Genomic DNA, 25,078 nt, shown 5'->3' on the forward strand with positions numbered 1-25,078 from the left:
AGCGACCAGCACCGCGTCTAAGGAGTTCTCTGTCATGCAAATCATCCTCCTCGAAAAAGTCGCCAACCTGGGCAACCTGGGTGATGTGGTCCGCGTGAAGGACGGTTACGCTCGTAACTTCCTGATCCCCACTGGCCAAGCCCGTCGCGCCACTGAAAAGGCTGTCGCCGAATTCGAAGCCCGCCGCGCTGAACTGGAAAAGGTTCAAGCTGAAAAGCTGGCCGCCGCTCAAGCTCTGGGCGAGAAGCTCTCCGGCAAGACCATCAACGTCACCCAGAAGGCTGGCGTGGACGGTCGCCTGTTCGGCTCCGTGACCAACTTCGACATCGCTGAAGGCCTGAAGGCTGCTGGCTTCGAAGTGGCCAAGCACCAGATCCGCCTGCCTAACGGTCCTCTGAAGACTGTTGGCGAGCACCCTGTGTCGCTGTCGCTGCACACTGACGTGGTCGCTGAGATCACCGTCGCTGTGGTTGGCGAAACCGCCTAAGTCAGGTCTTGTACCTGAAGGGGTCGGCTCGCCGGCCCCGAAGCAAAGCCGGCCTCGTGCCGGCTTTGTCGTTTCACGAACACGCCCCAGGAAGGTCCTTGGCAGTTATCCCCGCCGCTCCCCAGGATTTCCCAAGGCTGTCCACAGACTTGCCCACATGTCCACAGAGTTACCCACAGGTGCCTGCTGTGGGCGAGCTTATGATTGCAGACCATGGCCGCTGTTCTCCCGACCCCGTTTTCACCTTCCAAGCTCACAGACGCCATCGGCGCCGATGAAGTCGCCAAGCTGCGCGTGCCACCGCACTCCATCGAGGCCGAGCAAAGCGTGCTGGGCGGCTTGCTGCTCGATAACAGCGCCTGGGACCGCGCCTCTGATCTGCTGAGCGACTCTGACTTCTATCGCCACGAGCACCAGCTCATCTTCACGGCGATTCAGCAGTTGATCAACGCCTCCAAACCGGCAGACGTGATCACGGTCTATGAACAGCTGCAGATGTCGGGCAAAGGTTCGGACGTGGGTGGCCTCGCCTACCTGAATGCTTTGGCCCAATCGGTGCCCAGCGCGGCCAACATGCGCCGCTACGCCGAGATCGTGCGCGAACGCGCCGTGCTACGCAAACTCGTCACGGTGAGCGACGAGATCGCGACCAATGCCTTCAGCCCCAACGGCAAGTCGGTGTCGGACATCCTGGACGAGGCCGAAGCCAAGATCATGAAGATCGGCGAAGAGGGCAACAAGAATAAACAAGGCTTCCATTCGATGGACGGCCTGGTGGTCGACCTGCTGGACCGCGTGACCGAACTGGCAGACAACGGCCTGGACGACGTCACCGGCGTGCGCACCGGTTTCATCGACATGGACAAGATGACAGCCGGCTTGCAAAAGGGCGACCTGATCATCCTGGCGGCCCGCCCCTCCATGGGTAAAACCGCTTTCGCGCTGAACATCGGCGAAAACGTGGCCGTCAACGAAGGCTTGCCTGTGGCCATCTTCTCGATGGAAATGGGCGCCTCTCAGCTTGCCCTGCGTATGGTGGGCTCGATCGGCCGCATCAACCAGCAGAACCTGCGTACCGGCCGCCTGTCTGACGACGAATGGAGCCGGCTGAGCGAAACGGTTGAAAAGCTGCGTACGGCCAATGTGTTCATCGACGAAACGCCAGGCCTCTCACCCAATGAACTGCGCGCCCGGGCGCGTCGTCTGGCTCGCCAGTTTGGCGGCACGCTCGGCCTGATCATCATCGACTACCTGCAGTTGATGAGCGGCTCAGGCGGCAACGAGGAAAACCGCGCGACCGTGATCGGTGAAATCTCCCGGGGGCTGAAGGCCCTGGCCAAAGAGCTGCAATGCCCGGTGATCGCGCTGTCGCAGTTGAACCGTTCGGTGGAAACGCGCCCTGACAAGCGCCCCATGATGTCCGACCTTCGCGAATCCGGCGCCATCGAGCAGGATGCGGACGTGATCATGTTCATCTACCGCGACGAGTACTACAACCGCGAATCCAAGCTACAAGGCCAGGCCGAAATCATCATCGGCAAACAGCGTAACGGCCCTGTGGGCGCTGTGCACCTGGCCTTCCTGAAGTCCAACACGCGCTTCGAGAACCTGGCGCCTGGCACCTACACGGGCGAAGGCGACCAATACTGATCGCCTTGGGTGCCGCCTACCAGCCGCCTACAGACCGTGACGTGCCAGCCAGGCCTGCAATTGAGCTGGCGGCAAGGCACCCGACACCCGATCCTGTTCACGCCCCTGCTTGAACAGGGCCAGCGTCGGGATGCTGCGGATGTTGTAGCGGGCCCCGAGTGAGGGCTCTGCCTCGGTGTCCACCTTGGCAAAGCGAATGCGACCGGCATAGATACCGGCCTGCTGGGCAAATACCGGCGCAAACATCTTGCAGGGCCCACACCAGGGCGCCCAGAAGTCAACCAGCACGGGTAGTTGATCGCGGGTAATGAAGCGCTCGAAATTGCGCGCAGTCAGCACAACGGGCAAGGATGGCAGTACGGCTTGACCGCACTTGCCGCACTGCGCGCCATCGTTGACACGTGTAGAAGGCACGCGGTTGATGGTCTCACAGTGCGGGCAGACCAGTTCCAGTGATGTGCTTGACATGGGATCGCTCCAACTCGGCAACATACCCCATATCGTATCGACCGGCCAGTTTTCAAGGCCTGAGACAGCCCTTACTTGAGAGGACGGGATGCCCCGCCCCCCTAGAGGCTCAATCGTCGTTGCCGCCAAAAGCCATCAACAACTGCAGCAACGAGGAAAACACGTTGTAGACGTTGAGGTAGATCGCCAACGTCGCGGTCACGTAGTTCGTCTCACCGCCGTCCATGATGCGCTTGATGTCGTACAGGATGAAGGCAGAGAAGATCAGCACGGCCATGGTCGAGATCGCCAGATGCAGGGCGGGCATCTGCAGCCAGATATTGGCCACAGCTGCCACCAGGATCACGATCATGCCCATGAACAGCCACTTGCCCATGCTGGACAGGTCTCGCTTGATCGTGCTGGCCAGGACCGACATACCCAGGAAAACGGCCCCGGTGCCACCGAAGGCCAGTGAAATCAGGCTGGCGCCATTGGACATCCCGAGCGCATGGCCAATCAACCGCGACAGCATCAAGCCCATGAAGAAGGTGAAGCCCAGCAGAAGCGCCACACCCACGCCGGAATTCTTGAACTTCTCGATCGCGAAAAAGAAGCCAAACGAGATACCCATGAACAACAGGAAGCCCATCAAGGGGCTTCCGGCCATGAAGCTGAAGCCCATGGACACACCCAGCCAGGCGCCCAACACGGTTGGCAGCATCGACAAGGCCAGCAAGGCATAGGTATTGCGCAGCACACGCTGGCGATCTACGCCCAGCGACGAGCCGCCATAAACGACATCTAGGGGTTTGATAGAACGATCCATGAATCCTCCGAAAGAAACAGACGGTGCGGCCAGCGCGGCACCCATGCGCGGATTGTAGGCTGTGCCACACGGATATAGGGACAAACTGCCTCGTTAACAGCCTTGGCAATGCATGGTTTTTCCACAGGATGACATCACGCAGACTGGCGGCGGCGCAAGGACTCATACAGGCAGACCGCCGCCGCCGCCGCCACATTGAGTGACTCCTCTCCACCAGGCTGCGGTATGGCCACTCGCAACTGGCATTTCGCCATGACGGACTCTGCCACGCCCTGCCCCTCATGCCCCATGACCCAGGCGCAGGGATCCGGCAAGGGTGCGGAGGGCAACATCTGATCGGTATGTGAACTGGTGGCCACCATGGGCACGCCCAGGGCATCCAGGTCATCGGCATTGACCTGCTCGACCAGATGCAAGGCAAAGTGCGCGCCCATGCCCGCCCTTAGAACCTTGCCCGACCACAGCGCAGCCGTCCCCTTGAGGGCCACGAGTTGCTCAAACCCCATGGCCGAGGCACTGCGCAGGATACTGCCCACATTGCCCGCATCCTGAACGCGATCCAGCACCACCGTGCGGACACCCGGACGGATACCAGCGCCCTGCCCATCCAGCCCAGGCCGATTCAGCAAGAAGCCCAGGCGCGCCGGGGATTCCAGGCTCGTGAACGCCTTCCACAAGGCCTCGGGCACCACCACCACCTTGCTTGCCTGCCTGGCCAGCTCGCTGAGCCGGCGGGCCTGCTCATCAAAAGCCTGCGCCACGCCGTGCTCGCCCTGCCAGGCAGTATCGGCGATCACAGCCAGCGCGACCGGCACGCCGCGCGCCAGGCAGGCCGAGCACAGGTGATCGCCTTCCAGCCAGACCTCGCCCAGCTTGCGGTAGGCAGACGGATCCTGCACATGTTTGCGCAAGCGCTGAACCAGCGGGTTGTCGCGGGAGGTGATCAGTTGAGTCGTCATGAATGTGTCAGGGCCTGGAGGTCAACGTCGCCCCGAACGCGGCTGCACCAGAGAGGGATCGGGCGCCAGGCCCAGCACCACCTTCACGGGGCCGAAACTGCGGCGATGTGCAGGCGTCGCGCCATGCAGCTTCAGGGCAGCGACATGGTCAGCGGTGGGATAGCCCTTGTGCCCGTCAAAACCGTACTGGGGATAGGCCTCGTGCAACTGTTCGCACAGGCGGTCACGATGCACCTTGGCCAGGATGGACGCCGCCGAAATGGCCTGCACCTTGGCATCACCCTTGACGATGGCCTGCGCCGGCACATTGAGCGGCGGCACGCGGTTGCCATCCACCTGCACCATGGCCGGCTTCAGCCTAAGCCCTTCAACCGCACGACGCATGGCCAGCATGGTGGCGTGCAGGATGTTGAGCTCGTCGATTTCTTCGACACTGGCTTCGGCAATGCAGCAGCACAGTGCCTTGGCCCGAATCTCGTCGTACAAACGCTCACGGGCGCGCGCGGTCAGCTTCTTGGAGTCCGCCAGCCCGGCGATCGGCTGCTGATCATCCAGGATCACCGCAGCGGCCACCACCGGGCCCGCCAATGGCCCACGCCCTGCCTCATCCACACCGGCCAGCAGCCCGGCCGAGGCAGTCGGCCACAACAGATCGAGCTGTTCGGGCACCACGAGTTCGGCAACGGCCTTGCTGGCCCGGCCGCCCTGGGTGGCCGTGGTGGGCGCTTTAACGGCTTTCGAGGACTTGGGCGATGGCATCGCTGGCGGCCTGGGCGGTATTGCGCCTCAGGGTATGGTGAAGTTCAAGAAAACGCTGCTGCACCGACTGCGCACGGGCCGGATTGTCCAGCCAGGCGAGTACGTCAGCAGCCAGTTGTTCAGGGTTGGCGTCGTGCTGCAAGCGCTCAGGCACGACAAAATCGCGCAGCAGGATGTTGGGCAGGCCCACCCAGGGCAGGTAAGCCATGCGCTTCATGATGGGCCAACTCAGTGCGCTGATCTTGTAGGCGATGACCATGGGGCGCTTGAACAGAGCGGCTTCCAAGGTGGCGGTGCCACTGGCGATCAGCGTCACGTCGCAAGCGGCCAACGCGTCGTGCGATTGGCCATCGAGCACCACGAGCCTGGCCTTGTCGGGCACATGCTCGGCCACCATCGGGTCGATCAGCCCGCGCATGCCCGGCACCACCGGCAGCACAAAACGCAGGTCCGGGCGCATCTGGCTCAGGCGGGCGATCGTTTGCAGGAAGGTCGGCGCGATATACCGAATCTCACCGCCACGACTGCCCGGCAAAACGGCCACCACAGGCGCATCGGCAGGCAAGCCCAGCTTGGCGCGAGCGGCCTCACGCGGCACCTCCAGCGGGAAGGTATCCGCCAGCGGATGCCCCACGAAGGTGGCCGCAATGCCCTTGTCGTGATACAGCTGAGGCTCGAACGGAAACAGGCACAACATGTGATCCACCGATTGATGGATCTTGTTGATGCGCCCTCCCCGCCAGGCCCAGATGGAGGGGCTGACAAAGTGCACGGTCTTGATGCCGGCGGTCTTCAGACGCGCCTCCAGCCCCAGGTTGAAGTCAGGCGCATCCACCCCGATGAACACATCGGGGCGCTCCTTGCGCAGGCGTTCACTCAGTTGCTCCCGGATGCCCCAGATCTCGCGAAAGCGCCGCAGCACTTCCAGGTTGAAGCCATGCACAGCCAGCTTCTCGTACGGCCAATGCGCCTCGAAGCCGTGCGCCGCCATACGCGGCCCGCCGATGCCGGAGGCCGTCAGATCGGGCCAACGGGCTTTCATGCCGCCAAGCAGCAAGCCGGCCAGCAGATCCCCGGAGGTCTCGCCGGCCACCATGGCCACCCGAGGTGCGGCGGTCCCCATGGGCGTCAACGCACGATGCCGCGCGTCGCGTCAGCGAGGAAAGCCAGCATCATGTCGATGTCGGCATCCGCTTCGGCATGTTGCCCGCGCAAGGTGGCGATCTCGGCCTTGGCGGCCTCCAGCGTGAGGCCCTTGCGGTACAGCGTGCGGTACATCTGCTTGAGGATGCTCAGCCGCTCAGGCACATAACCACGACGACGCGGGCCTTCCTGGTGGACGTTCTGAGCCTCGGCCGGGTTGCCGGAAGCCTGAATGAAAGGGGGCAAGTCTTGCGACAGGCGGGTCTGGAAGCCCACCATGGCGAAGTCGCCGATGCGCACGAACTGGTGCACACCGCTGATGCCGCCGATCAAGGTGTAATTGCCCACGGTCACATGTCCGGCGAACTGCACCGAGTTGGCAATGACATTGTGGTTGCCGATGACGCAGTCATGCGCCACATGGACATAGGCCATGATCCAGTTGTCATCGCCGATCTGCGTGATGCCCTTGTCCTGCACGGTGCCCGTGTTGAACGTGGTGAACTCGCGGATGGTGTTGCGGTCGCCGATCACGAGCCTGGTCGGCTCGCCCGCGTACTTCTTGTCCTGAGGGTCGCCGCCCAGTGAAGCGAACTGGTAGATACGGTTGTCGCGCCCGATCGTGGTGTGGCCCTCGATCACGCAATGCGCGCCAACGCTCGAGCCTTCGCCGATGACCACATGAGGACCGATGATCGAATAAGGGCCAACCGATACGGACTCGGCCAGTTGCGCCTGGGGATCGACGATCGCGGTGGGATGGATGTTCGCCATGTCTGGATCAGGCCACCTTGCGTACGGTGCACATGAGTTGGGCCGACACCGCCAACTCTTCACCGACAAACGCCTGCGCATTGAACTTGTAGATGCCGGCCTTCGCACGATCGAGTTGCACATCCAGGATCAACTGGTCACCCGGCTCCACCGGACGTTTGAAGCGCGCGCCATCAATACCCACAAAGTAATAGACGGAATCTTCATCGGCACCCTTGCCTTGTGAATCAAACGCCAGCAGGGCAGCCGCCTGGGCTAGCGCCTCAAGCATCATGACGCCAGGCATGACGGGCCGTGTAGGAAAGTGCCCCTGGAAGAACGGCTCGTTGATGGTCACGTTCTTCAAGGCGCGGATCCGCACGTTCTTTTCGATCTCCAGCACGCGGTCCACCATCAGGAAGGGGTAGCGATGCGGGAGTTTTTCGAGGATCTTGTGGATGTCCATCACGATTTGATCTGTTTCTCTAGGGTACGGATGCGATCACGCAGGGCATGGAGTTGCCGCAGCGTGGCCGCGTTCTTCTCCCAGGATGCGTTGTCGTCGAAGGGGAACACCCCGGTGTACATGCCGGGCTGTGGAATGGAGCGGGAAATCAGCGTGCCGGAAGACACGTGCACATTGTCAGCCAACGTGAGATGGCCCAGGATCATGCCGGCGCCGCCCACGGTGCAGTGCTTGCCGATGCGCGCACTGCCCGCCACGCCGACGCAGCCGGCCATGGCCGAATGCTCGCCGATGTGCACGTTGTGCGCGATCTGAACCAGGTTGTCGAGCTTCACGCCCTTGTCGATCACGGTGTCTTCGATCGCACCGCGATCCACGCAGGTGTTGGCCCCGAGTTCCACATCGTCACCGATGCGCACGGCACCAAGCTGTTCGATCTTTTCCCAGCGACCCTGGTTGGGCGCAAAACCAAAGCCGTCCGCACCAATCACCACCCCGCTGTGCAGGATGCAGCGCTCACCGACCACACAATCGAAGCCCAGCGTGACGTGAGGCGCCAGCTTGCTGCCAGCGCCGATGCGCGCACGCGCGCCCACTGCACAGTGAGAGCCGACAATCACGTTGTCGCCAATGACCACACCGGCCTCGATCACCACCAGCGGACCGATGGTCACACCCTGCCCAATCACCGCCGTCGCATCAACCACGGCAGACGGGTGAACGGCTGCGGCAGGACGAGGCCGCACACGGGTCGCCCACCATTGGGTCAGGCGCGCAAAGTAAAGATAAGGGTCGTCGCAGACGATGGCAGCACCACGCGCAGCCGCCTCATCTTTTACGGCCGGGCTGACGATCACGCACACAGCCAGTGTCGATGCCAGTTGACTGCGGTATTTCGGGTTGGACAGAAACGAGATGGCATCAGGGCGAACTGTGTCCAGCGCCCCGATGTGGCGAATCACAGTGTCACGATGGCCCAGCAATTCACCACCCAGCGCATCGACCAACGCACCGAGCGTGGTGGCGGGGTTGAGCGCGGCACGGTCGTCTTGCGCGATATGCGGGGCGCTCACTTGGCAGATCCGGTATCCAGTGCCTTGATGACCTTGCCAGTGATGTCCACACGATTGCTGGCGAACACGGCTTCCTGCAGGATCAGGTCGAACTTTTCCTGTTCGAAGATCTGTTTGACCACCCGATTGGCACGGTCGAGGATGCTGGTCAGCTCCTCGTTTTTCCGCTGGTTGAAATCCTCTTGGAACTCGCGGCGTTTACGCTGCAATTCACGATCCTGATCCAGCAGATCACGTTGACGGCGAATGCGCTCACTTTCGCCCAGCGTCGGAGCGTCTTTCTCAAACCGCTCGGAGGCCGACTTGATGACGCCTTCGATCTTGTTGAGCTCTTTCTCGCGAGGCTTGAACTCGGCCTCCAGCTTGGTCTGCGCTGCTTTGGCGGCAGTGGTGTCACGCAGCACACGGTCCAGATTGACCACGCCAATCTTGAGCTCCTGGCCATGAGCGGCCAAGGAGACCAACACAGTGATGCTGGCAAGCAGAATCTTGCGAATCGATTTCATGATCAGAATGCCGTGCCGATCTGGAACTGGAGTTTTTGTATTTTATCTTGATCGAAGTAGCGGAATGGCTTGCCGTAGCTCAGCTTGAGCGGACCGACCGGCGAAACCCAGCTGATACCAACACCTGTGGACGCGCGGAATTCCTTGAACTTGATGGGCTCGTTCTCGCCCCAGACATTACCGGCATCCACATACCCAAACAGGCGCAAAGTGCGATCATTGCCTGCGCCGGGGAACGGCACATACAACTCGTGGTTCAGGTTGATACGCTTGTTGCCCCCGATGTAGGAGCCCAGCGCATCAACCGGACCCAAAGTACCTTGCTCGAAACCTCGAACGGACCCCAGACCACCGCCAGTGAAATTTTTGAACACCGGATACGGCCGCCCCTGCAGCCCGACACCATAGGCCAGTTCGCTGTTGAAGCTGAAGGTGTAGCGATTGGTCAGCGCAAAGTGCTGCTGGAACTGGTAGTCAGACCTCAGGTAGCGTGTATCACCCAGGGCCCCCCATTCGAGGTTGACACGCTGGTATCGACCAGTCGACGGCGCAATCACACTGTCTCGCGAGTCACGCTGCCACGCTGTGGTGAGGGGAATGGACAGGCTACGCTCACCAAAGGTTTCGCGGTGAATCTGATAGCTCAGCGGCAAACCGATTGTGCCTTTGATGGTCGTTTGCTCAGCACCGACACCGAAGAAGATGGTGTCAAACTCGGTATAGGGCACACCGAAGTTCATCTTTGCACCGGGCGTCACGATCTGGTAGTCACCGCCCTGCGAGCTCAACGGGCGCGAAGTGCGGTAGTAGACATCATAGGAGCGTGAGATGCCGTTGTCGGTGAAGTACGGGTCAACCGTGCTGACGACGATGGTGCGGTTGTACTTGCTGGTATTGAGTTCAACCCCCAGATAGTTACCTGTACCGAAGACGTTGTCCTGCTTGACCGAGGCTGTCAAGGTGAACTTTTCTGCACTGGAGAAACCAGCCCCCAGCATCAAGTTACCCGTCGGCTTTTCTTCCACCGAAATGGTCAAGTCCACCTGGTCGGCCGTGCCCGCCACTTCCGTGGTCTCGATGTTGACCTGCTTGAAGTAACCCAGACGGTCCACGCGATCACGCGACAGCTTGATCTTCTGACCGTCATACCAGGCTGCCTCAAACTGGCGGAACTCGCGGCGGATCACTTCGTCACGTGTGCGAGAGTTACCTGCCACGTTCACGCGCCGCACGTAGACGCGACGCTGAGGCTGGGCCACCAGCACGGCCACGGCCTGTCCCTTTTCACGGTCCAGCTCGGGGCGGAACTCCACCCTGGCAAAGGCATAACCGAACGCAGCAAAGCGATCCGTGAACGCCTTGATGGTCGACGCCACATCCTCGGCGCGATAGGCTTCGCCTGGCTTGATCGTCACGAGCTTGCGGAAGGTCTCCTCCTTGCCGACATAGTCGCCATCGAGCTTGACACCCGTGATCACATAGCGCGGACCTTCAGTCACATTGATCGCGATCGAGATATCCTGCTTGTCAGGCGAGATGGCAACCTGCGTGGAATCGATGCGGAACTCGAGGTAGCCACGATTGAGGTAGTAGGCCTTGATCGCTTCCAGGTCGGCATTGAGCTTGGAACGCGCGTACTGATCGGATTTGGTGTACCAGGTCAACCAGCCACCGTTGGTCAGGTCCATCTGGGACAACAGCGTGCTTTCCGAGAAAGCCTGGTTGCCGGTGATGGTGATGCTCTTGATCTTGGTGACCTCGCCTTCGGTCACGGTGAACGTCACGTTGACGCGATTGCGCTCCGCCGGGGTGATCGTGGTCACCACCTCGACGCCATACAAGCTGCGCGTCAGATACTGACGCTTGAGCTCCTGTTCGGCGCGGTCGGCCAGCGCTCGGTCAAAAGGCTGCCCTTCGCCAATACCTACATCCTTGAGGGCCTTGACCAGGTTGTCCTTGTCGAATTCCTTCGTGCCCACGAATTCCACGCGGGAGATCACCGGCCGCTCTTCCACGACGATGACCACCACTTTGCCGTCAATCTGAATGCGTACATCCTTGAAAAGGCCTGTAGCAAACAAGGAGCGCAAACCTGCCGCACCTTTGTCGTCGGTATAGGTATCACCCACGCGGAATGGCAACGAGGCAAACACGGTACCGGCGTCCGCGCGCTGCAAGCCTTCAACACGAATGTCCTTGAGCACAAAGGGCTCGACGGCCCAGGCCGCCTGGAACAGGGAAGACGCCAGCAAGGCGGCGAGCAGGGACGGCTTGAACCGGACAGCAGTCATGGAAGGAATATGCATGCGAAAGTGAACTCAGTGCGCGCCTATGAGGCGCGCCAGGTCGTTATAAAGGGCCAGTGACATCATCACCAGCATGATGGCGACGCCACCACGTTGTAGGCGCTCCAGCCAACGTTCGGACACGGGCCGGCCCGTGACACCTTCGAAAAGATAATACATGAGGTGCCCGCCATCGAGCACCGGCAAAGGCAGCAAATTGAGCACCCCCAGGCTGACACTGACCAGCGCCAGGAAGCCGATGTAGTAGACCCACCCCAGTTTCGCTGACTGGCCGGCGTAATCGGCAATCGTCAAGGGGCCACTCAGGTTCTTGACCGAAGCCTGCCCGATGAGCATCTTGCGCAACATGTCCAGACTCAGAACGGAAACATCCCAGGTCTTGGTGATCGCCCGGCTCAAGCCCTCCACAAAGCCATATCGAACCTCGACTTCTGCAGCAGCCCGCCCCAATCCGACCTCGATGCGCGGCAACATCTGCCCTTGAATGTCTTTCATGACGGGCATGACCTGCACGCTCAGGGCCTGGCCTTCGCGCTGAATACGAAGATCCAATATCTTTGGCTGCCCCTTGTCCTGACTCTCGCGGATCAATCGGCGCAAATGGCTGGCGTCTGACGGGGCTTGACCATTGATCAGCAGCACAAGATCGCCGCGACGCAGGCCAGCTTTCTCGGCCGGGCCACCGGCGATCACCTTGTCCACCACCGGCTCGGCATAAGGCTCCGTCAGGCCGATGCGTGCCATCAACTCACCATCGACCTCGGCCACAGACACCTTGCTCGTCGCCAGCAGCAACTCCCGCTCGCCGTGCGCGGATTGACCGGGCGCAGCATGGCGCTGAACTCGCAAACGCAAATCCTGGCCCTTGAGCGCCGCTTGAGTCAGGAACCACTGGAAGTCATTGACAGAACGCACGCGCTGCCACTGCTCGCCAGATTCAGCGCCTTCGTCCGCAACCGCTCGATCGACCTGCACGGCCAGGATCTCGTCACCAGACTGAAGGCCGGCTTGCTCGACCAGGCTGCCTGCCTTGGGCTGCGCAAACAAGGGACGGATTTCGGATACGCCAGCCCAGTTCACGCTGGCGTACAACACCACCGCCAGCAGCAGATTGGCCAGGGGCCCTGCCACCACGACAATGGCACGCTGCCAGACCGGCTTGCGGTTGAACGCCCGATGCAACTCGGCGGCGTCCACCGCACCTTCCCGCTCATCGAGCATCTTCACGTAGCCGCCCAATGGCAAAGCGGACAGAACGAACTCGGTTTCGCCCTTGGTGCGGGACCACAACACGCGGCCAAAGCCAACCGAAAAACGCAATACCTTGACATCACAAGCCACTGCAGCACGATAGTGCCCATACTCGTGAATGATCACCAACACGCCTATGGTGACAATGAAAGCCAGGACCGTTGTCAACATCGCACCACTCCTTGGAACATCATCCTCAGGTCAATCGACGATCGAGGCGTCATGCGATCAGCGCGCCAGCCCAACCACCACGGACTCTGCCACACGGCGAGCCTGCTGATCCAGCGACAACAAACCTTCCACGGCCCCTGCCGCACCGTCGGGCACAACGCAGTCAGACAGCGTCTGCACGTTCACGCGATGAATCTGATCAAAACGAATGCGGCGATTCAGAAAGGCATCAACCGCCACCTCGTTGGCTGCGTTAAGCACGCACGTACTGCCAGGTGCACCACGCAAGGTTTCCCACGCGAGTTGCAAGCCTGGGTAGCGGGCCGCATCAGGCTCACGGAAGGTCAGCGCGTTCAGTTTGGTGAAATCCAGCATGTCGGCACCTGACTCGATACGCTCAGGCCAGGCCAGACCATAAGCGATGGGGACACGCATATCCGGCGTCCCCAGTTGCGCCAACACGGAGCGATCACGGCAAACCACCATCGAGTGGATGATGCTCTGTGGATGCAACACCACGCGGATCTGATCGGGCGTCAGGCCAAATAGCCAGCGCGCCTCGATCACCTCCAGCGCCTTGTTCATCATCGTCGCAGAATCCACCGAGATCTTTCGCCCCATCACCCAATTGGGATGAGCACAAGCCTGATCCGGCGTGATGTCTGCGAATGTCGAGGGATCACGATCACGGAAGGGCCCGCCCGATGCGGTCAGGACAATGTGATCAATGCGCGCAGCCCACGTCGAGGCATCTTCAGGCAGGCACTGGAAGATGGCCGAGTGTTCGCTGTCAATGGGTAACAAGGTGGCGCCGCCTTGCTTGACCGCGTCCATGAACAGGGCACCACCCACTACCAGGGCCTCTTTGTTGGCCAGCAGCAGCCGTTTACCGGCGCGGGCCGCAGCCAGACAGGGCGCCAGCCCGGCGGCACCCACGATCGCGCCCATGACGACGTCGACATCGGCATGGGAGGCCACCTCACTCAGTGCCTGCTCGCCGCTGAGCACCTCGGTGGGCAAACCTGCGGCACGCACTTTGTCACGCAACTGCGCCGCCAGCGACTCGGCCGGCATCACGGCATACGTGGGGCGATGTGCCACGCACTGCGCAAACAGCTCGTCCACACGGGAGGCCCCGCTCAGGGCCCAGATCTCGAAACGATCGGGGTGGCGCGCGGCCACGTCCAGCGTGTTGGTACCAATGGAGCCCGTGGCACCCAGGATGCACAGGCGAAGGCGGCGATGATGTGTGTGATCAACCATGGCACAGGGTCATCAAGGCCAGCGACAAGGGCAACACCGGCAGCAAGGCATCAATACGGTCGAGCACACCACCATGCCCAGGCAGCAACTGGCTGCTGTCCTTGGCGCCAGCCTGACGCTTGATCAAGGATTCGAACAGATCCCCCACCACGCTCATGCCAGTCAGAAAGGCCAGTGCGGCCAGCATGCCCACAGGCCCCAGGCCCATGAGCAAACGACTGTACAGGCTGGGTGAGTCCACGCCGATATTGCGGTCAATCCAGATCCAGCCCGCGGCGAGCAGACCCACGACCAGCATCCCCGTCCACACGCCCTCCCAGCTCTTGCCGGGGCTGATGGACGGTGCCAGCTTGCGCTTACCGAAGGTCCGGCCGCCAAAATAGGCACCGATGTCAGCGGCCCATACCAGGCAAAATACCGACAGCAGGTAGTTCAGGCCCTGCATCTTGCTTTCTACCAGCGCCAGCCAGGCCAGCACCAGCAGTGCCAGGCCCAGCAAGCGACGCAGGTCCCGCGGCACCTGCTTCCAGTAAAGCGTGCCATAGCGCAGCACGGCCACCCCACCGATCACCCAGATGAGCACAGCAGCCAGCCAGATGAAGGCGGGCGCTCCGAACCCCACCAGCGGGTGCCCCCAGCCGTGTACATGGCCCTGGGCCTCGGACACCACAGCCTGCATCTGCCCCCAGACTGGCAACCCCAGATACTGAGCGACAGTGGCACAGCCCCCAGCTACAGCGGCCCCCATGATGATGGCACGCACACCTGGTGCGTCATTCAGACGCGACCACTCCCACCCCGCGGCGGAGATGAAAACAAGCGTCAGGATGGCAAAAGGCCAAGCGGCTTGCGCAGCCAGCGTAGGCAGCAAAATGGCCACCAGAATCAGGGCCGTGATGACACGTTGCTTGAGCATCTATCGAGATCCTTCAGGCCTGAGCCCTGGAGCCGTTGTCTTCATCGCCACTGCCAATGGCGCCGTCACCCTCACCCGACGAGCCCACATCCCCGAATCGCCGCTCTCGCCGGGCATAGCTCGCAATGGCCTTGTCGAGCTCCCTGTGGTCAAAATCTGGCCACAGACAATCCGTGAAATACAACTCGGCATAGGCGCTCTGCCAAAGAAGGAAGTTCGACAAGCGCACCTCCCCTCCCGTGCGTACAAACAAGTCAGGATCTGGCGCATAGCTCATGGCCATGTAACGCGACAATGCTGCCTCATCCAGTTGCTCCGGTCGCACGCCAGCTGCCATTGCCTGACGCGCCGCCTGAACGATGTCCCAGCGTCCACCGTAGTTGAAGGCGACCGTCAATATCAACTTGTCGTTGCGCGCCGTCGCGGCCTGGGCGTCCAGCAAGGCATGGCGCACCTTGTCCGAAACATTGTCCAGATCGCCCACGATCCGAATGCTCACGCCGTCGGCATTCATCTTGGCCAGATACTTGGACAACGCCACCAGCAACAAGCTCATCAAGCCAGACACTTCCTCTTCGGGCCGTTTCCAGTTCTCCGAGGAGAAGGCAAACACGGTCAGAAAGCCGATCCCACGGTCTACCGTCGCCTGCACCACCTTGAGCAAGGCATCAACACCAGCCTTGTGCCCAACGCCACGCGGCATGAAGCGCTTGCGCGCCCAACGTCCGTTGCCATCCATCACGATGGCCACATGGCGGGGAACAAGGTCGGCAACGAGTGTCTTGGACATCGGTTCAGCAAGAAATGAATCAGCCTGGCTCCTGAGCACATGAACTGCGCCCGCCAGAAATACAGCGAGGCGGCCATGCCGCCTCGGACTGCGTCGAGATTATGACAAAGCGCGGCGGCTTAAACGGCCAGCACTTCAGCTTCTTTACCAGCCACCAGCTTGTCGATTTCGGCGATGGTCTTGTCGGTCAGCTTCTGCACGTCATCCTGCGAACGACGATCCTCGTCTTCGGTGATCTCTTTGTCCTTGAGCAGGCGCTTGGCATGCTCGTTGGCGTCACGGCGCAGATTGCGCACAGCGATCTTGGCATCTTCACCCGCGTTCTTGACCACCTTGGTCAGCTCCTTGCGGCGCTCTTCTGTCAGGGCCGGCATCGGGACGCGGATCAGGTCACCCTGCGTGGAAGGATTCAGACCCAGGTCGGATTCGCGAATGGCCTTCTCGATCTTGGCGCCCATGCCTTTTTCCCAAGGCTGCACACTGATGTTGCGCGCATCAATGAGGGATACGTTGGCCACCTGGCTGATGGGCACCAAAGAACCGTAGTAATCGACCTGAACCTGATCCAGGATGCCGGGGTGGGCACGACCCGTACGGATCTTGGCTAGCTCGGCCTTGAATGCCTCAATGGACTTGAGCATTTTCTGCTCTGCGTTTTTCTTGATTTCAGCGATGCTCATGGAGAACTCCGTGCGAATGTTTGACGACCTGACTGACAAACGCGTGAGAGGGAAAACCGGAAGACGAAATTGTGCCTGAACCAGCGATCAAACGTGAACCAGGGTGCCTTCGTCTTCACCCTGCACCACGCGCTTGAGCGCACCGGGCTTGAAGATGGAGAACACCTTCAACGGCAGGTTCTGGTCACGGCACAGCGCGAAAGCCGTGGCATCCAGCACCTGCAGATTCTTGATCAGAGCCTCGTCGAAGGTGATGCTGGTGTAGCGCGTGGCAGACGGATCCTTCTTGGGATCAGCCGTGTACACACCATCCACCTTGGTGGCCTTGAGCATGATCTCGGCGCCGATTTCGGCACCACGCAGTGCGGCTGCGGTATCGGTCGTGAAGAAGGGGTTGCCGGTACCGGCCGCGAACACGACGACCTTACCCTCTTCGAGGTACTGCAAGGCCTTGGGGCGCACATAAGGCTCGACCACCTGGTCAATGCTGATGGCCGACATGACGCGAGCGGTCATACCTTCCTGGCGCATGGTGTCAGCCAGGGCCAGCGAGTTCATCACGGTAGCCAGCATGCCCATGTAGTCAGCCGTGGCACGGTCCATACCAACAGAACCACCCGCCACGCCGCGGAAAATATTGCCACCACCGATCACCACAGCAACCTGGGTGCCCATGGCGGTGACCTCTTGGATTTCCTTGACCATGCGAACAATGGTCGCGCGGTTGATGCCATAGGCATCATCGCCCATCAGGGCCTCACCAGAAAGTTTCAAGAGGATGCGCTTATAGGCGGGCATGCAGACGTCCTTGTTTGATGGCTTGTGGCGAGTTCAAAGGTTATCGCAACTTTGAATCCACCCAGACCTTGTGTCTTTGAAATACTGATCGCGCGATGGTTCCATGAATCGGCGATCCTTGTTCTGTAAAGCTTGAAGCCCCTTGAGGCAAAGCAATGCCGCATAGCACAAGGGGGCTGAAAGCCCCCTTGTCTTGCGTCGGGTTACTGACCCTTGGCAGCGGCCAGCGTAGCGGCCACTTCAGCAGCGAAGTCTTCCTGCTTCTTCTCGATGCCCTCACCCACGGTGAACATCGTGAAGCCCTTGACAACCGTGCTGGCCGACTTCAGGTAAGCCTCGACGGTCTGCTTGCCGTCAGCAGCCTTCACGAAAACCTGGTTGAACAGGGACACTTCCTTCAGGTACTTCTGAACAGCGCCTTCAATCATCTTGGCAGCGATGTCAGCAGGCTTGCCGGATTCCGCAGCCTTGGCGGTGGCCACGCTGCGCTCGGTTTCGATCAGAGCAGCAGGCACGTCGTCGGACGACAGCGACACAGGCTTCATGGCCGCAACGTGCATGGCCACGTCCTTGGCAGCGACGTCGCTACCAGTGAACTCGACCACCACGCCGATGCGCGAACCGTGCAGGTAAGCGGCCAGCTGGTTGTCACCGCTGAAGCGCTTGAAGCGACGGATGGTCATGTTCTCGCCGATCTTGCCGATCAGAGCGGAACGAGTGGCTTCCACGGTGGTGCCGTTCAGGTCCAGCGCCGACAGGGCTTCGACGTCAGCGGGGTTCTTCTTGGCGATCAGCTCGGCCACGGCCTTGCCGAAGCCCAGGAAGTCGTCGTTCTTCGAGACGAAATCGGTTTCGCAGTTGATCTCAACCAGGGCGCCGGTCGAACCATCGATGTAGGCAGACACGATGCCTTCAGCGGTCACGCGGGCAGCGGCCTTGGAAGCCTTGCTGCCCAGCTTGACGCGCAGGATCTCTTCAGCCTTGGCGAAGTCGCCATCAGCCTCGGTCAGAGCCTTCTTGCACTCCATCATGGGCGCATCGGTCTTGGCACGCAGTTCAGCGACCATGCTGGCGGTAATAGCAGCCATTTGCTTTCTCCGTTTGAGTCAGGGGCGGTGTCATCACCGCCACACAGGAAATTCTGTTGAAAAAAAGGGGCTGATTGGTCAGCCCCTTCTTGCTAGGTCAAGGAGCCTCAGGCAGCTTCGTTGACTTCCACGAACTCGTCGTCGCCACCAGCAGCAGCGGCCACCACTTCGTTCACGGCGTTGGCCTTGCCTTCCAGCACGGCGTCAGCCACGGCCTTGGCATACAGCGCCACAGCCTTGGAAGAGTCGTCGTTACCGGGGATGACGTAGTCGATGCCTTCGGGCGAGTGGTTGGTGTCAACCACGCCGATCACGGGGATGCCCAGCTTCTTGGCTTCGGCGATGGCGATCTTGTGATAGCCGACGTCGATCACGAACCGGGCGTCAGGCAGCGCGTTCATGTCCTGAATGCCGCCGATGTCCTTTTCCAGCTTGGCCAGCTCGCGTTGGAACAGCAGGCCTTCCTTCTTCTTCAGATTGTCCAGGCCGGTTTCGACCTGTGCCTGCATGTCCTTCAGCTTCTTCAGCGAGCCCTTGACCGTCTTGAAGTTGGTCAGCATGCCGCCCAACCAACGCTGGTTCACGAAAGGCACGCCAGCGCGTTCGGCTTCCAGAGCAATGGTGTCACGAGCTTGACGCTTCGTACCGATCATCATCACGGTGCCACGGCGAGCCGACAGCTGCTTGACGAACTTCAGAGCCTCTTCGAACGCAGGTTGCGTCTTCTCGAGGTTGATGATGTGGATCTTGTTGCGATGGCCGAAGATATACGGGGCCATCTTGGGGTTCCAGAAGCGGGTTTGGTGACCAAAGTGGACACCGGCTTCCAGCATTTCGCGCATGGATACGGACATGGAATGCTCCAGAGGTTGTTTCTAGAAGCCGGCAGCGATCTCAGGGGGCTGCACAGACCAAAAAAAGGACTGGAGCCCACTGCGACACCTTGGGAATTGCCGGCTTCGCGATTGATTTGCCCAAACCCATTTCGGGCAAACTCTGGCATTCTAGCATGAAACTCAGCGTTTGCCCTTGCCACCCTTGCGCGCAACCGCTTTCTTGCCAGCCGCCTTGGATGAGCCTCGCCCACCAGAGGTAGCACGCACCGGCGCCGCCTCCACGACCACGCCACGATCACGCCCCTTGCTGCCCGCCTTCCCGCCCCTGCCGGCAGCCTTGCCACCACGCTTGGCCTCACGGTCCGCATCCTGGATGTCGGCCAACTCCTCCTGAGCCGAGACGTCCCCGGGCCAGTTAGCGTCTGCACCGCGCCCCTTGCGGCGTGCACCACCCGGCGCGGCGCCAGGGCGCGGCTCGGCACCTTCGCGCACCATGCGGAAGTCGATCTTGCGGGTATCCAGGTCCACCCGGCTGACCTGGATCCGCACGCGCGAACCGATGCTATAACGCACGCCGGTACGCTCACCACGCAACTCCTGGCGCGCTTCGTCAAACCGGTAGTACTCACCACCCAGTTCGGTGATGTGGATCAGCCCCTCCACATACAAGCCATCCAGTTGGACAAACAAGCCGAAGCTCGTGGCAGCCGTCACGGTCCCGCCATACTCCTCACCCAGGCGCTCGCGCATGAACATGCACTTGAGCCAGGCCTCCACATCACGCGAAGCCTCATCAGCACGGCGCTCATTGGCGCTGCAATGGATACCCACGGTTTCCCAGGCCGCCAACTCCTGAGGCGGCAACTTGATGCGCGCCGCAGCCTTTGTAGGCGCAGCCGGCAGACCCTTGGCGGGCGCACCTGGCTTGCCGCCAGGCTTGCGCTTGAAGGTGGACACCGAGGAGATCACACCTTCAGGCACCTTCAAACCATATCGCGCACTGCCCAGCAAGGCCTTGATCACACGGTGCACCAGCAAATCCGGATAACGACGAATCGGGCTGGTGAAGTGGGTGTAAGCCTCGTAGGCCAGGCCGAAGTGCCCGCTGTTGATCGGCGTGTACATGGCCTGCTGCATGGAGCGCAGCAGCATGGTGTGGATCTGCGTCGCGTCCGGGCGATCCTTGGTCGCTTGCGCGATCGCCTGGAATTCACCCGGCGTAGGCTCCTCACCCAGACTCAAGCCCAAACCCAGCGCCTTCAGGTAATTCTTGAGCAGCGAACGCTTTTCAGGCGTAGGCCCTTCGTGCACGCGGTACAGCGAGGGATGCTTGGCGCGTGAAATGAAGTCTGCCGAACAGACGTTGGCCGCCAGCATGGCCTCCTCGATCAAGCGGTGCGCCTCAGTGCGCACACGCGGCACGATCTTGGCGATCTTGCCGTTGTCATCGCACACGATCTGCGTCTCGGTGGTATCAAAATCCACCGCACCACGGCCTGAGCGAGATTTGAGCAACGCCCTGTACACCTCGTGCAGGTGCAGCAGGTGCGTCACCAGTTCACCACGCTTTTGCGCCTCAGGGCCACGCGTGTTACCCAGGATCGCAGCGACCTCGGTATATGTGAAGCGCGCATGTGAGTTGATCACTGCGGGATAAAACTGGTAGGCGTGAACCTCCCCTTCCTGCGTGACCAGCATGTCGCACACCATGGACAGGCGCTCCACCTCGGGGTTGAGCGAGCACAGGCCGTTGGACAGTTTCTCGGGCAGCATCGGAATCACACGGCGAGGGAAGTACACCGACGTCGCGCGCTCGTAGGCATCGCGATCCAGCGGATCACCAGGCTTGACATAGTGACTCACGTCCGCGATCGCCACCAGCAAACGCCACGCATTGGGCGCCTTGGATCGACCAATGCTGGCGGGCTGACAGTAAACCGCATCATCGAAGTCGCGCGCATCTTCACCGTCAATAGTGACCAGCGGCACGTCCGTCAGGTCGATACGGCCTTTCTTGTCAGACGCACGCAACTTCTCGGGCAGCTTCGCAGCCTGCGCCAGCGTGTCATCGCTGAACTTGTGCGGCACTTCGTACTTGCGTACCGCAATCTCGATTTCCATGCCCGGGTCATCAATGCCACCCAGCACCTCGGTCACGCGCCCAACGGGTTGCGCACTCAGCGAAGGCGCCTCGGTCAACTCGACCGCCACCACCTGCCCTGGCTCGGCATTCGCCGTGGCCTTGGCCGGGATGAGGATGTCGCGCCCGAAGCGGCGATCTTCCGGCGCCACCAACCATGCGCCGCCCTCATGCAACAAGCGCCCGATGATGGGCGTCTTCTTGCGCTCAACGATTTCGAGCACCAGACCCTCGGGGCGCCCTCGGCGGTCGAAGCGCACTACGCGAACCTTGACCCGATCACGGTGCATGACCGAGCGCATCTCCTGAGGAGACAGGTAGATGCTCACGTCGCCTTCATCAGGCTGAACGAAGCCGTGCCCATCACGGTGGCCCTGCACGGTGCCAACGACTTCGCTCATGAGATTCACAAAATTTTGAGAGGGTGTTGTCATAGTCATCATTTTGATGCTAGAATTGAATTCTTCGCTGATGACTGAGGCAGAAATTTCAAGCACCGAAAGATGCTGAGAAATTCAAGCCAGAAGTCAGAAGCCAAAAAAGTACCTGCCCAGGTGGCGGAATTGGTAGACGCACTAGTTTCAGGTACTAGCGGGTAACTCCGTGGAGGTTCGAGTCCTCTCCTGGGCACCAAATGAAAAGCCGCTTGATCTAGCATCAAGCGGCTTTTTTCTTGCTTGATGCTGATGTTCTGACCGACTTCGTTACCAATCCGCAAGGCTTGGCCCGAATAGCAGCAAACCCCACGAGCATCCGCCCCCGCGGCAGACACCAGAACAATGCCTACCGCGTCCTGCGCAGGCGTTGTTGCCCAGAAGGCCGAACGAATATCCGTGATCAAGAAAAAACTGGTCAACATCAAATAGGTCAGTGCTGGTCCAGCGTACACCTTTTCACCGAAGCCAAGTCGCTATGTGGCACATGTCGGACAGCCCAATTGAAATCCGCCTTTGATCCGCCATCAAAAAAGCAACGCGGCATGCACAAATTCAACTTTTTTGATGCCCGACCGACACACGCACCGAAAAGCACCAAAGTCATGCTATATTCATGGTCTAGATGACGCGCTGACAACAACGCCGAATCAAAAAAGTACCTGCCCAGGTGGCGGAATTGGTAGACGCACTAGTTTCAGGTACTAGCGGGTAACTCCGTGGAGGTTCGAGTCCTCTCCTGGGCACCATTTGAAAAGCCGCTTGATCTTGCATCAAGCGGCTTTTTCTTTGCCCTGACGGGCAAGATACATCCAGAAACTAAGTGATCCCCCCATCACTTGCAGATCATCTGCAGCATTAGGATGCGCGATCCGACGCGAGGTCCAGTCAGCCTTTAACGTCAAGATCCAACAACATCCAGGACAGGCCCATGTGGCGTCGAGCCCTCTCCCATCCACACGCAGCGCTCTTCATCGCATTGATTGGCGTGCTGCTGGCACTGCCAACCTTGCGCACGGGGCTGATCGGTGACGATTTCCTGTTTCGAGAGTTGATCACCGGTAAAGCACATCAGCCACACCCTGGCACGTTCTTTGGCCTCTATACCTTTGCAGACGGCAACGCAGCGCACGTTCAAGCAATGAAGGATGCAGGCCTCTTTCAGTGGTGGGCAGCGGACCATGCCTTGATGTCCTTCTGGCGCCCCCTATCAGAGTTGAGCCATTGGGCCGACTACCACCTCTGGCCGGAATCACCTGCCTTGATGCACGCTCACAGCCTGCTCTGGTACGCCGCACTGGTGTGGCTGCTGAGTCGGCTCTACCGCATGCTGGATCAGCGACCCGCGCAGCCGGGATTGTCAGCCTTGATATTCGCGATCAGCCCGATGCACCTGTTCACGGTGATCTGGCTGGCAGCCCGCAACCAGCTGATCGCCGGCTGCCTCATCGTGCTGACGCTGATGGCGTTTCACCTTTGGCGACAAGGCCGCGGCCTGGTATTTGGCCTACTGAGCATGGTGTCCATGATCATCGGGCTCGCTGCCGCAGAGGCGGGAGTGGCAGCGATGGGCTACCTGCTGGCCTATGTTCTGATTCTGGAGCCTGCCAGAAGCCACTGGCGCACCCGATTGATGGCCTTACTTCCCTTTGTGCTCATCATCGTGACCTGGCGCCTGTATTACAACCATCTCGGCTATGGCAGCGCCGGACTAGGTGGCTACATCGACCCTGGCGCAGACCCATTGCGCTTCGCCCATGCTGTGATGTTGCGCATGCCTGCCCTCCTGCTGGCTGGACTTTACGGGGTCTCCTCCTCGATCTTTCATCTGCTGCCTGAAGGACCTCAAGTGGTCTATGCGTGCGGCGCGGGCGTCATGATTGTTTTGAGCATCTGGGTAGGGCACATTCGTCAGATTTGGGTCAATCCATTGGCTCGCTTCTTCGGTCTGGGCGCACTGCTCGCCTTGGTGCCTGTGTGCGCTGCCGCCACGAATGACAGACTGCTACTGAACGCCGAATTTGGTTTGAGCCCCCTGCTGGCAATGTTATTCACAGCCACCTGGAAAAGCCAGGCGAGCAACAGCCATGGCCGCCTTGCGATCAGGTCGAGCACGGTCATTGCAAGCGTTCTGATGTTTGTCCACTTGCTGCTCTATCCCATTGTCACCATGTCCATGGCTATCGTCACGCCATCCATGACGACTGCTGTCATGCAGCTGGAATCGCTATCGCTACCGGACAAGCGAGACGATCCGGAAGGCAAGGTCATCCTGATCAATCCACCCAAGGCCCTTTTTGTCGGCTACTACCCGACCATCAGACGCTATTTCGGACTCCACAACCCCACATCCATTCAGGCGTTGACCAGTGGCGATCAGGTCGTAACGCTGACGGTTCTGACTGATCGACTCATCAAGCTGACCGGTGAACGTGGCCTGGGTGAAGCAGTCAGCAGGGATTTGCGGGCGCAACCGCTCCGAGTAGGCGATCGCATTCGTGCAGGCAACTTTGTCGTTACAGTCGAGGCCGTCAACGAATTCGGCAATGCCACACAGGCCTCGTTTGAATTTGACACCCCGCTGCATGATGCCCCTTGGCAGTTCTATAACTGGCGGGAGTCCGGCTACGAGCACTTCAAGCTGCCACCGGCTGGTCGCAGCGTAACGCTGCCCCCCGTCGACATCAGCGCCGCCATGAAAAAACGGCTCAAAGACATGCTCTGAGCCGCTTCAAAGTGAGGGTGGGGCAACCCAGGATCAGACCTTGTATCGCTTGAGCAAAGCGTCTGGACGAAGGGTGTCGTACTCTTCAAACGGCTGATGAATCCACGGGCTCGTTGGCAGAGTGTCCACGTAATAGTCAGGCGTGTAGCTGGACACACCTTTCACCCAGATCACGGCCGAGCGCAATTCGGTGATGGCCGGCATGCTGCGCAAGCGATCTACCACGGCGCGCAAGGTCACACCCGAGTCCGCCAGGTCATCAACCAGCAGCACACGGCCAGCCAACTCGCCCTTGGGCATGGTGATGTACTTGGCCATGTCCAGACGCCCCTGCAGGGTGCCGCCATCATCTCGATACGAACTCGTGGACATGATGCCCAGCGGCCGATCGAAGATGCGCGACAGCACGTCGCCAGGGCGCATCCCACCACGAGCCAGACACAGGATCTGATCGAACTCCCAGCCAGAGGCATGAACCTTCAGGGCCAGGCGCTCGGTGAGCTGGTGGTACTCCTCCCAGGACACATACAGATGCTTGCCGTCGTCAGTGAGCATGAGAACGTCTTTCTTGCTGAGTTGCGAAGGTACGGGCAAAACTTGATGGACCG

General features: G+C 60.4%; 23 protein-coding genes and 2 tRNA genes. 5 read left to right on the forward strand and 20 right to left on the reverse strand.

Features of this window, described 5'->3' with window-relative positions; translation table 11 throughout:
- The first annotated feature begins 34 nt into the window (after nt 1–34).
- Complete coding sequence (rplI, locus tag HY836_RS08680; protein ID WP_290675514.1) at nt 35–487, forward strand: 50S ribosomal protein L9; 453 nt, start codon at nt 35–37, stop codon at nt 485–487.
- 213 nt (nt 488–700) lie between these two features.
- A complete protein-coding gene (gene dnaB, locus HY836_RS08685) occupies nt 701–2,137 on the forward strand; it encodes a replicative DNA helicase (RefSeq protein WP_290675516.1) in 1,437 nt (478 codons plus the stop codon).
- A gap of 27 nt (nt 2,138–2,164) precedes the next feature.
- Here the strand turns inward: dnaB and trxC are convergent, their stop codons facing one another.
- The 19 genes from trxC to rnr form a co-directional block, all read right to left on the reverse strand.
- Nucleotides 2,165–2,605 (reverse strand): thioredoxin TrxC, encoded by a 441-nt coding sequence (gene trxC / locus HY836_RS08690; RefSeq protein ID WP_290675518.1) that lies wholly within the window; start codon nt 2,603–2,605, stop codon nt 2,165–2,167.
- A gap of 109 nt (nt 2,606–2,714) precedes the next feature.
- Complete coding sequence (locus tag HY836_RS08695) at nt 2,715–3,413, reverse strand: Bax inhibitor-1/YccA family protein (RefSeq protein WP_290675519.1); 699 nt, start codon at nt 3,411–3,413, stop codon at nt 2,715–2,717.
- Between the two features lie 134 nt (nt 3,414–3,547).
- Nucleotides 3,548–4,372: an RNA methyltransferase gene (locus tag HY836_RS08700; RefSeq protein WP_290675521.1), complete on the reverse strand. Its 825-nt coding sequence runs from the start codon at nt 4,370–4,372 to the stop codon at nt 3,548–3,550.
- 21 nt (nt 4,373–4,393) lie between these two features.
- Complete coding sequence (gene rnhB / locus HY836_RS08705; RefSeq protein ID WP_290675523.1) at nt 4,394–5,131, reverse strand: ribonuclease HII; 738 nt, start codon at nt 5,129–5,131, stop codon at nt 4,394–4,396.
- The gene (lpxB, locus tag HY836_RS08710; protein ID WP_290675525.1) at nt 5,100–6,254 is read right to left on the reverse strand and encodes a lipid-A-disaccharide synthase; all 1,155 of its coding nucleotides are present in this window, start codon (nt 6,252–6,254) and stop codon (nt 5,100–5,102) included. The genes rnhB and lpxB overlap by 32 nt, the downstream gene beginning before the upstream one ends.
- A 5-nt stretch (nt 6,255–6,259) precedes the next feature.
- A complete protein-coding gene (gene lpxA / locus HY836_RS08715) occupies nt 6,260–7,048 on the reverse strand; it encodes an acyl-ACP--UDP-N-acetylglucosamine O-acyltransferase (RefSeq protein ID WP_290675527.1) in 789 nt (262 codons plus the stop codon).
- 7 nt (nt 7,049–7,055) lie between these two features.
- Nucleotides 7,056–7,496, reverse strand: a complete 441-nt coding sequence (fabZ, locus tag HY836_RS08720) for a 3-hydroxyacyl-ACP dehydratase FabZ (protein WP_290675529.1) — start codon at nt 7,494–7,496, stop codon at nt 7,056–7,058.
- Entirely contained in the window at nt 7,493–8,566 is a 1,074-nt protein-coding gene (lpxD, locus tag HY836_RS08725; RefSeq protein WP_290675532.1) for a UDP-3-O-(3-hydroxymyristoyl)glucosamine N-acyltransferase, read from the reverse strand. Before lpxD ends, fabZ begins: the two co-directional genes overlap by 4 nt.
- Entirely contained in the window at nt 8,563–9,072 is a 510-nt protein-coding gene (locus HY836_RS08730; protein ID WP_290675534.1) for an OmpH family outer membrane protein, read from the reverse strand. The genes lpxD and HY836_RS08730 overlap by 4 nt, the downstream gene beginning before the upstream one ends.
- Nucleotides 9,073–9,074: 2 nt before the next feature.
- The gene (gene bamA, locus HY836_RS08735; protein ID WP_290675536.1) at nt 9,075–11,363 is read right to left on the reverse strand and encodes an outer membrane protein assembly factor BamA; all 2,289 of its coding nucleotides are present in this window, start codon (nt 11,361–11,363) and stop codon (nt 9,075–9,077) included.
- Between the two features lie 27 nt (nt 11,364–11,390).
- Nucleotides 11,391–12,800, reverse strand: coding sequence for an RIP metalloprotease RseP (gene rseP, locus HY836_RS08740; protein WP_290675538.1), 1,410 nt, complete (start codon nt 12,798–12,800; stop codon nt 11,391–11,393).
- Nucleotides 12,801–12,857: 57 nt separating this feature from the next.
- Nucleotides 12,858–14,063, reverse strand: a complete 1,206-nt coding sequence (gene ispC / locus HY836_RS08745; protein ID WP_290675540.1) for a 1-deoxy-D-xylulose-5-phosphate reductoisomerase — start codon at nt 14,061–14,063, stop codon at nt 12,858–12,860.
- The gene (locus tag HY836_RS08750) at nt 14,056–14,979 is read right to left on the reverse strand and encodes a phosphatidate cytidylyltransferase (protein WP_290675542.1); all 924 of its coding nucleotides are present in this window, start codon (nt 14,977–14,979) and stop codon (nt 14,056–14,058) included. Before HY836_RS08750 ends, ispC begins: the two co-directional genes overlap by 8 nt.
- 13 nt (nt 14,980–14,992) lie before the next feature.
- Nucleotides 14,993–15,769 (reverse strand): polyprenyl diphosphate synthase, encoded by a 777-nt coding sequence (gene uppS, locus HY836_RS08755; protein WP_290675544.1) that lies wholly within the window; start codon nt 15,767–15,769, stop codon nt 14,993–14,995.
- 119 nt (nt 15,770–15,888) lie between these two features.
- Entirely contained in the window at nt 15,889–16,449 is a 561-nt protein-coding gene (frr, locus tag HY836_RS08760) for a ribosome recycling factor (protein ID WP_290675546.1), read from the reverse strand.
- 87 nt (nt 16,450–16,536) lie between these two features.
- Nucleotides 16,537–17,247 (reverse strand): UMP kinase, encoded by a 711-nt coding sequence (gene pyrH, locus HY836_RS08765; protein WP_290675548.1) that lies wholly within the window; start codon nt 17,245–17,247, stop codon nt 16,537–16,539.
- A 203-nt stretch (nt 17,248–17,450) separates the two neighbouring features.
- Nucleotides 17,451–18,335 (reverse strand): translation elongation factor Ts, encoded by an 885-nt coding sequence (tsf, locus tag HY836_RS08770; protein ID WP_290675549.1) that lies wholly within the window; start codon nt 18,333–18,335, stop codon nt 17,451–17,453.
- Nucleotides 18,336–18,442: 107 nt separating this feature from the next.
- Nucleotides 18,443–19,189: a 30S ribosomal protein S2 gene (rpsB, locus tag HY836_RS08775; RefSeq protein ID WP_290675550.1), complete on the reverse strand. Its 747-nt coding sequence runs from the start codon at nt 19,187–19,189 to the stop codon at nt 18,443–18,445.
- Between the two features lie 162 nt (nt 19,190–19,351).
- A complete protein-coding gene (gene rnr / locus HY836_RS08780; protein ID WP_290675760.1) occupies nt 19,352–21,745 on the reverse strand; it encodes a ribonuclease R in 2,394 nt (797 codons plus the stop codon).
- A 114-nt stretch (nt 21,746–21,859) separates the two neighbouring features.
- Here rnr and HY836_RS08785 point away from each other — a divergent pair.
- From HY836_RS08785 to HY836_RS08795, 3 genes are all read left to right on the forward strand, one after another.
- Nucleotides 21,860–21,944 (forward strand) — tRNA-Leu (locus tag HY836_RS08785).
- 465 nt (nt 21,945–22,409) lie between these two features.
- Nucleotides 22,410–22,494 (forward strand) — tRNA-Leu (locus tag HY836_RS08790).
- 182 nt (nt 22,495–22,676) lie between these two features.
- Nucleotides 22,677–24,470 (forward strand): hypothetical protein, encoded by a 1,794-nt coding sequence (locus HY836_RS08795; RefSeq protein ID WP_290675551.1) that lies wholly within the window; start codon nt 22,677–22,679, stop codon nt 24,468–24,470.
- Between the two features lie 33 nt (nt 24,471–24,503).
- Here the strand turns inward: HY836_RS08795 and HY836_RS08800 are convergent, their stop codons facing one another.
- Nucleotides 24,504–25,025 carry a phosphoribosyltransferase gene (locus tag HY836_RS08800; RefSeq protein WP_290675552.1) on the reverse strand — a complete coding sequence of 174 codons (522 nt, stop codon included), beginning with the start codon at nt 25,023–25,025 and terminating at the stop codon, nt 24,504–24,506.
- Between the last annotated feature and the right edge of the window lie 53 nt (nt 25,026–25,078).

The sequence above is a fragment of the Aquabacterium sp. genome (assembly GCF_016234775.1).
GTDB lineage: Bacteria > Pseudomonadota > Gammaproteobacteria > Burkholderiales > Burkholderiaceae_C > Aquabacterium.

Coding starts and splice junctions, on each gene's coding strand:
- rplI (WP_290675514.1), top strand. CDS start 35: ATGCAAATCATCCTCCTCGAAAAAGTCGCCAACCTGGGCAACCTGGGT.
- dnaB (WP_290675516.1), top strand. CDS start 701: ATGGCCGCTGTTCTCCCGACCCCGTTTTCACCTTCCAAGCTCACAGAC.
- trxC (WP_290675518.1), bottom strand. CDS start 2,605: ATGTCAAGCACATCACTGGAACTGGTCTGCCCGCACTGTGAGACCATC.
- HY836_RS08695 (WP_290675519.1), bottom strand. CDS start 3,413: ATGGATCGTTCTATCAAACCCCTAGATGTCGTTTATGGCGGCTCGTCG.
- HY836_RS08700 (WP_290675521.1), bottom strand. CDS start 4,372: ATGACGACTCAACTGATCACCTCCCGCGACAACCCGCTGGTTCAGCGC.
- rnhB (WP_290675523.1), bottom strand. CDS start 5,131: ATGCCATCGCCCAAGTCCTCGAAAGCCGTTAAAGCGCCCACCACGGCC.
- lpxB (WP_290675525.1), bottom strand. CDS start 6,254: ATGGGGACCGCCGCACCTCGGGTGGCCATGGTGGCCGGCGAGACCTCC.
- lpxA (WP_290675527.1), bottom strand. CDS start 7,048: ATGGCGAACATCCATCCCACCGCGATCGTCGATCCCCAGGCGCAACTG.
- HY836_RS08730 (WP_290675534.1), bottom strand. CDS start 9,072: ATGAAATCGATTCGCAAGATTCTGCTTGCCAGCATCACTGTGTTGGTC.
- bamA (WP_290675536.1), bottom strand. CDS start 11,363: ATGACTGCTGTCCGGTTCAAGCCGTCCCTGCTCGCCGCCTTGCTGGCG.
- rseP (WP_290675538.1), bottom strand. CDS start 12,800: ATGTTGACAACGGTCCTGGCTTTCATTGTCACCATAGGCGTGTTGGTG.
- ispC (WP_290675540.1), bottom strand. CDS start 14,063: ATGGTTGATCACACACATCATCGCCGCCTTCGCCTGTGCATCCTGGGT.
- HY836_RS08750 (WP_290675542.1), bottom strand. CDS start 14,979: ATGCTCAAGCAACGTGTCATCACGGCCCTGATTCTGGTGGCCATTTTG.
- uppS (WP_290675544.1), bottom strand. CDS start 15,769: ATGTCCAAGACACTCGTTGCCGACCTTGTTCCCCGCCATGTGGCCATC.
- frr (WP_290675546.1), bottom strand. CDS start 16,449: ATGAGCATCGCTGAAATCAAGAAAAACGCAGAGCAGAAAATGCTCAAG.
- pyrH (WP_290675548.1), bottom strand. CDS start 17,247: ATGCCCGCCTATAAGCGCATCCTCTTGAAACTTTCTGGTGAGGCCCTG.
- tsf (WP_290675549.1), bottom strand. CDS start 18,335: ATGGCTGCTATTACCGCCAGCATGGTCGCTGAACTGCGTGCCAAGACC.
- rpsB (WP_290675550.1), bottom strand. CDS start 19,189: ATGTCCGTATCCATGCGCGAAATGCTGGAAGCCGGTGTCCACTTTGGT.
- rnr (WP_290675760.1), bottom strand. CDS start 21,745: ATGACAACACCCTCTCAAAATTTTGTGAATCTCATGAGCGAAGTCGTT.
- HY836_RS08795 (WP_290675551.1), top strand. CDS start 22,677: ATGTGGCGTCGAGCCCTCTCCCATCCACACGCAGCGCTCTTCATCGCA.
- HY836_RS08800 (WP_290675552.1), bottom strand. CDS start 25,025: ATGCTCACTGACGACGGCAAGCATCTGTATGTGTCCTGGGAGGAGTAC.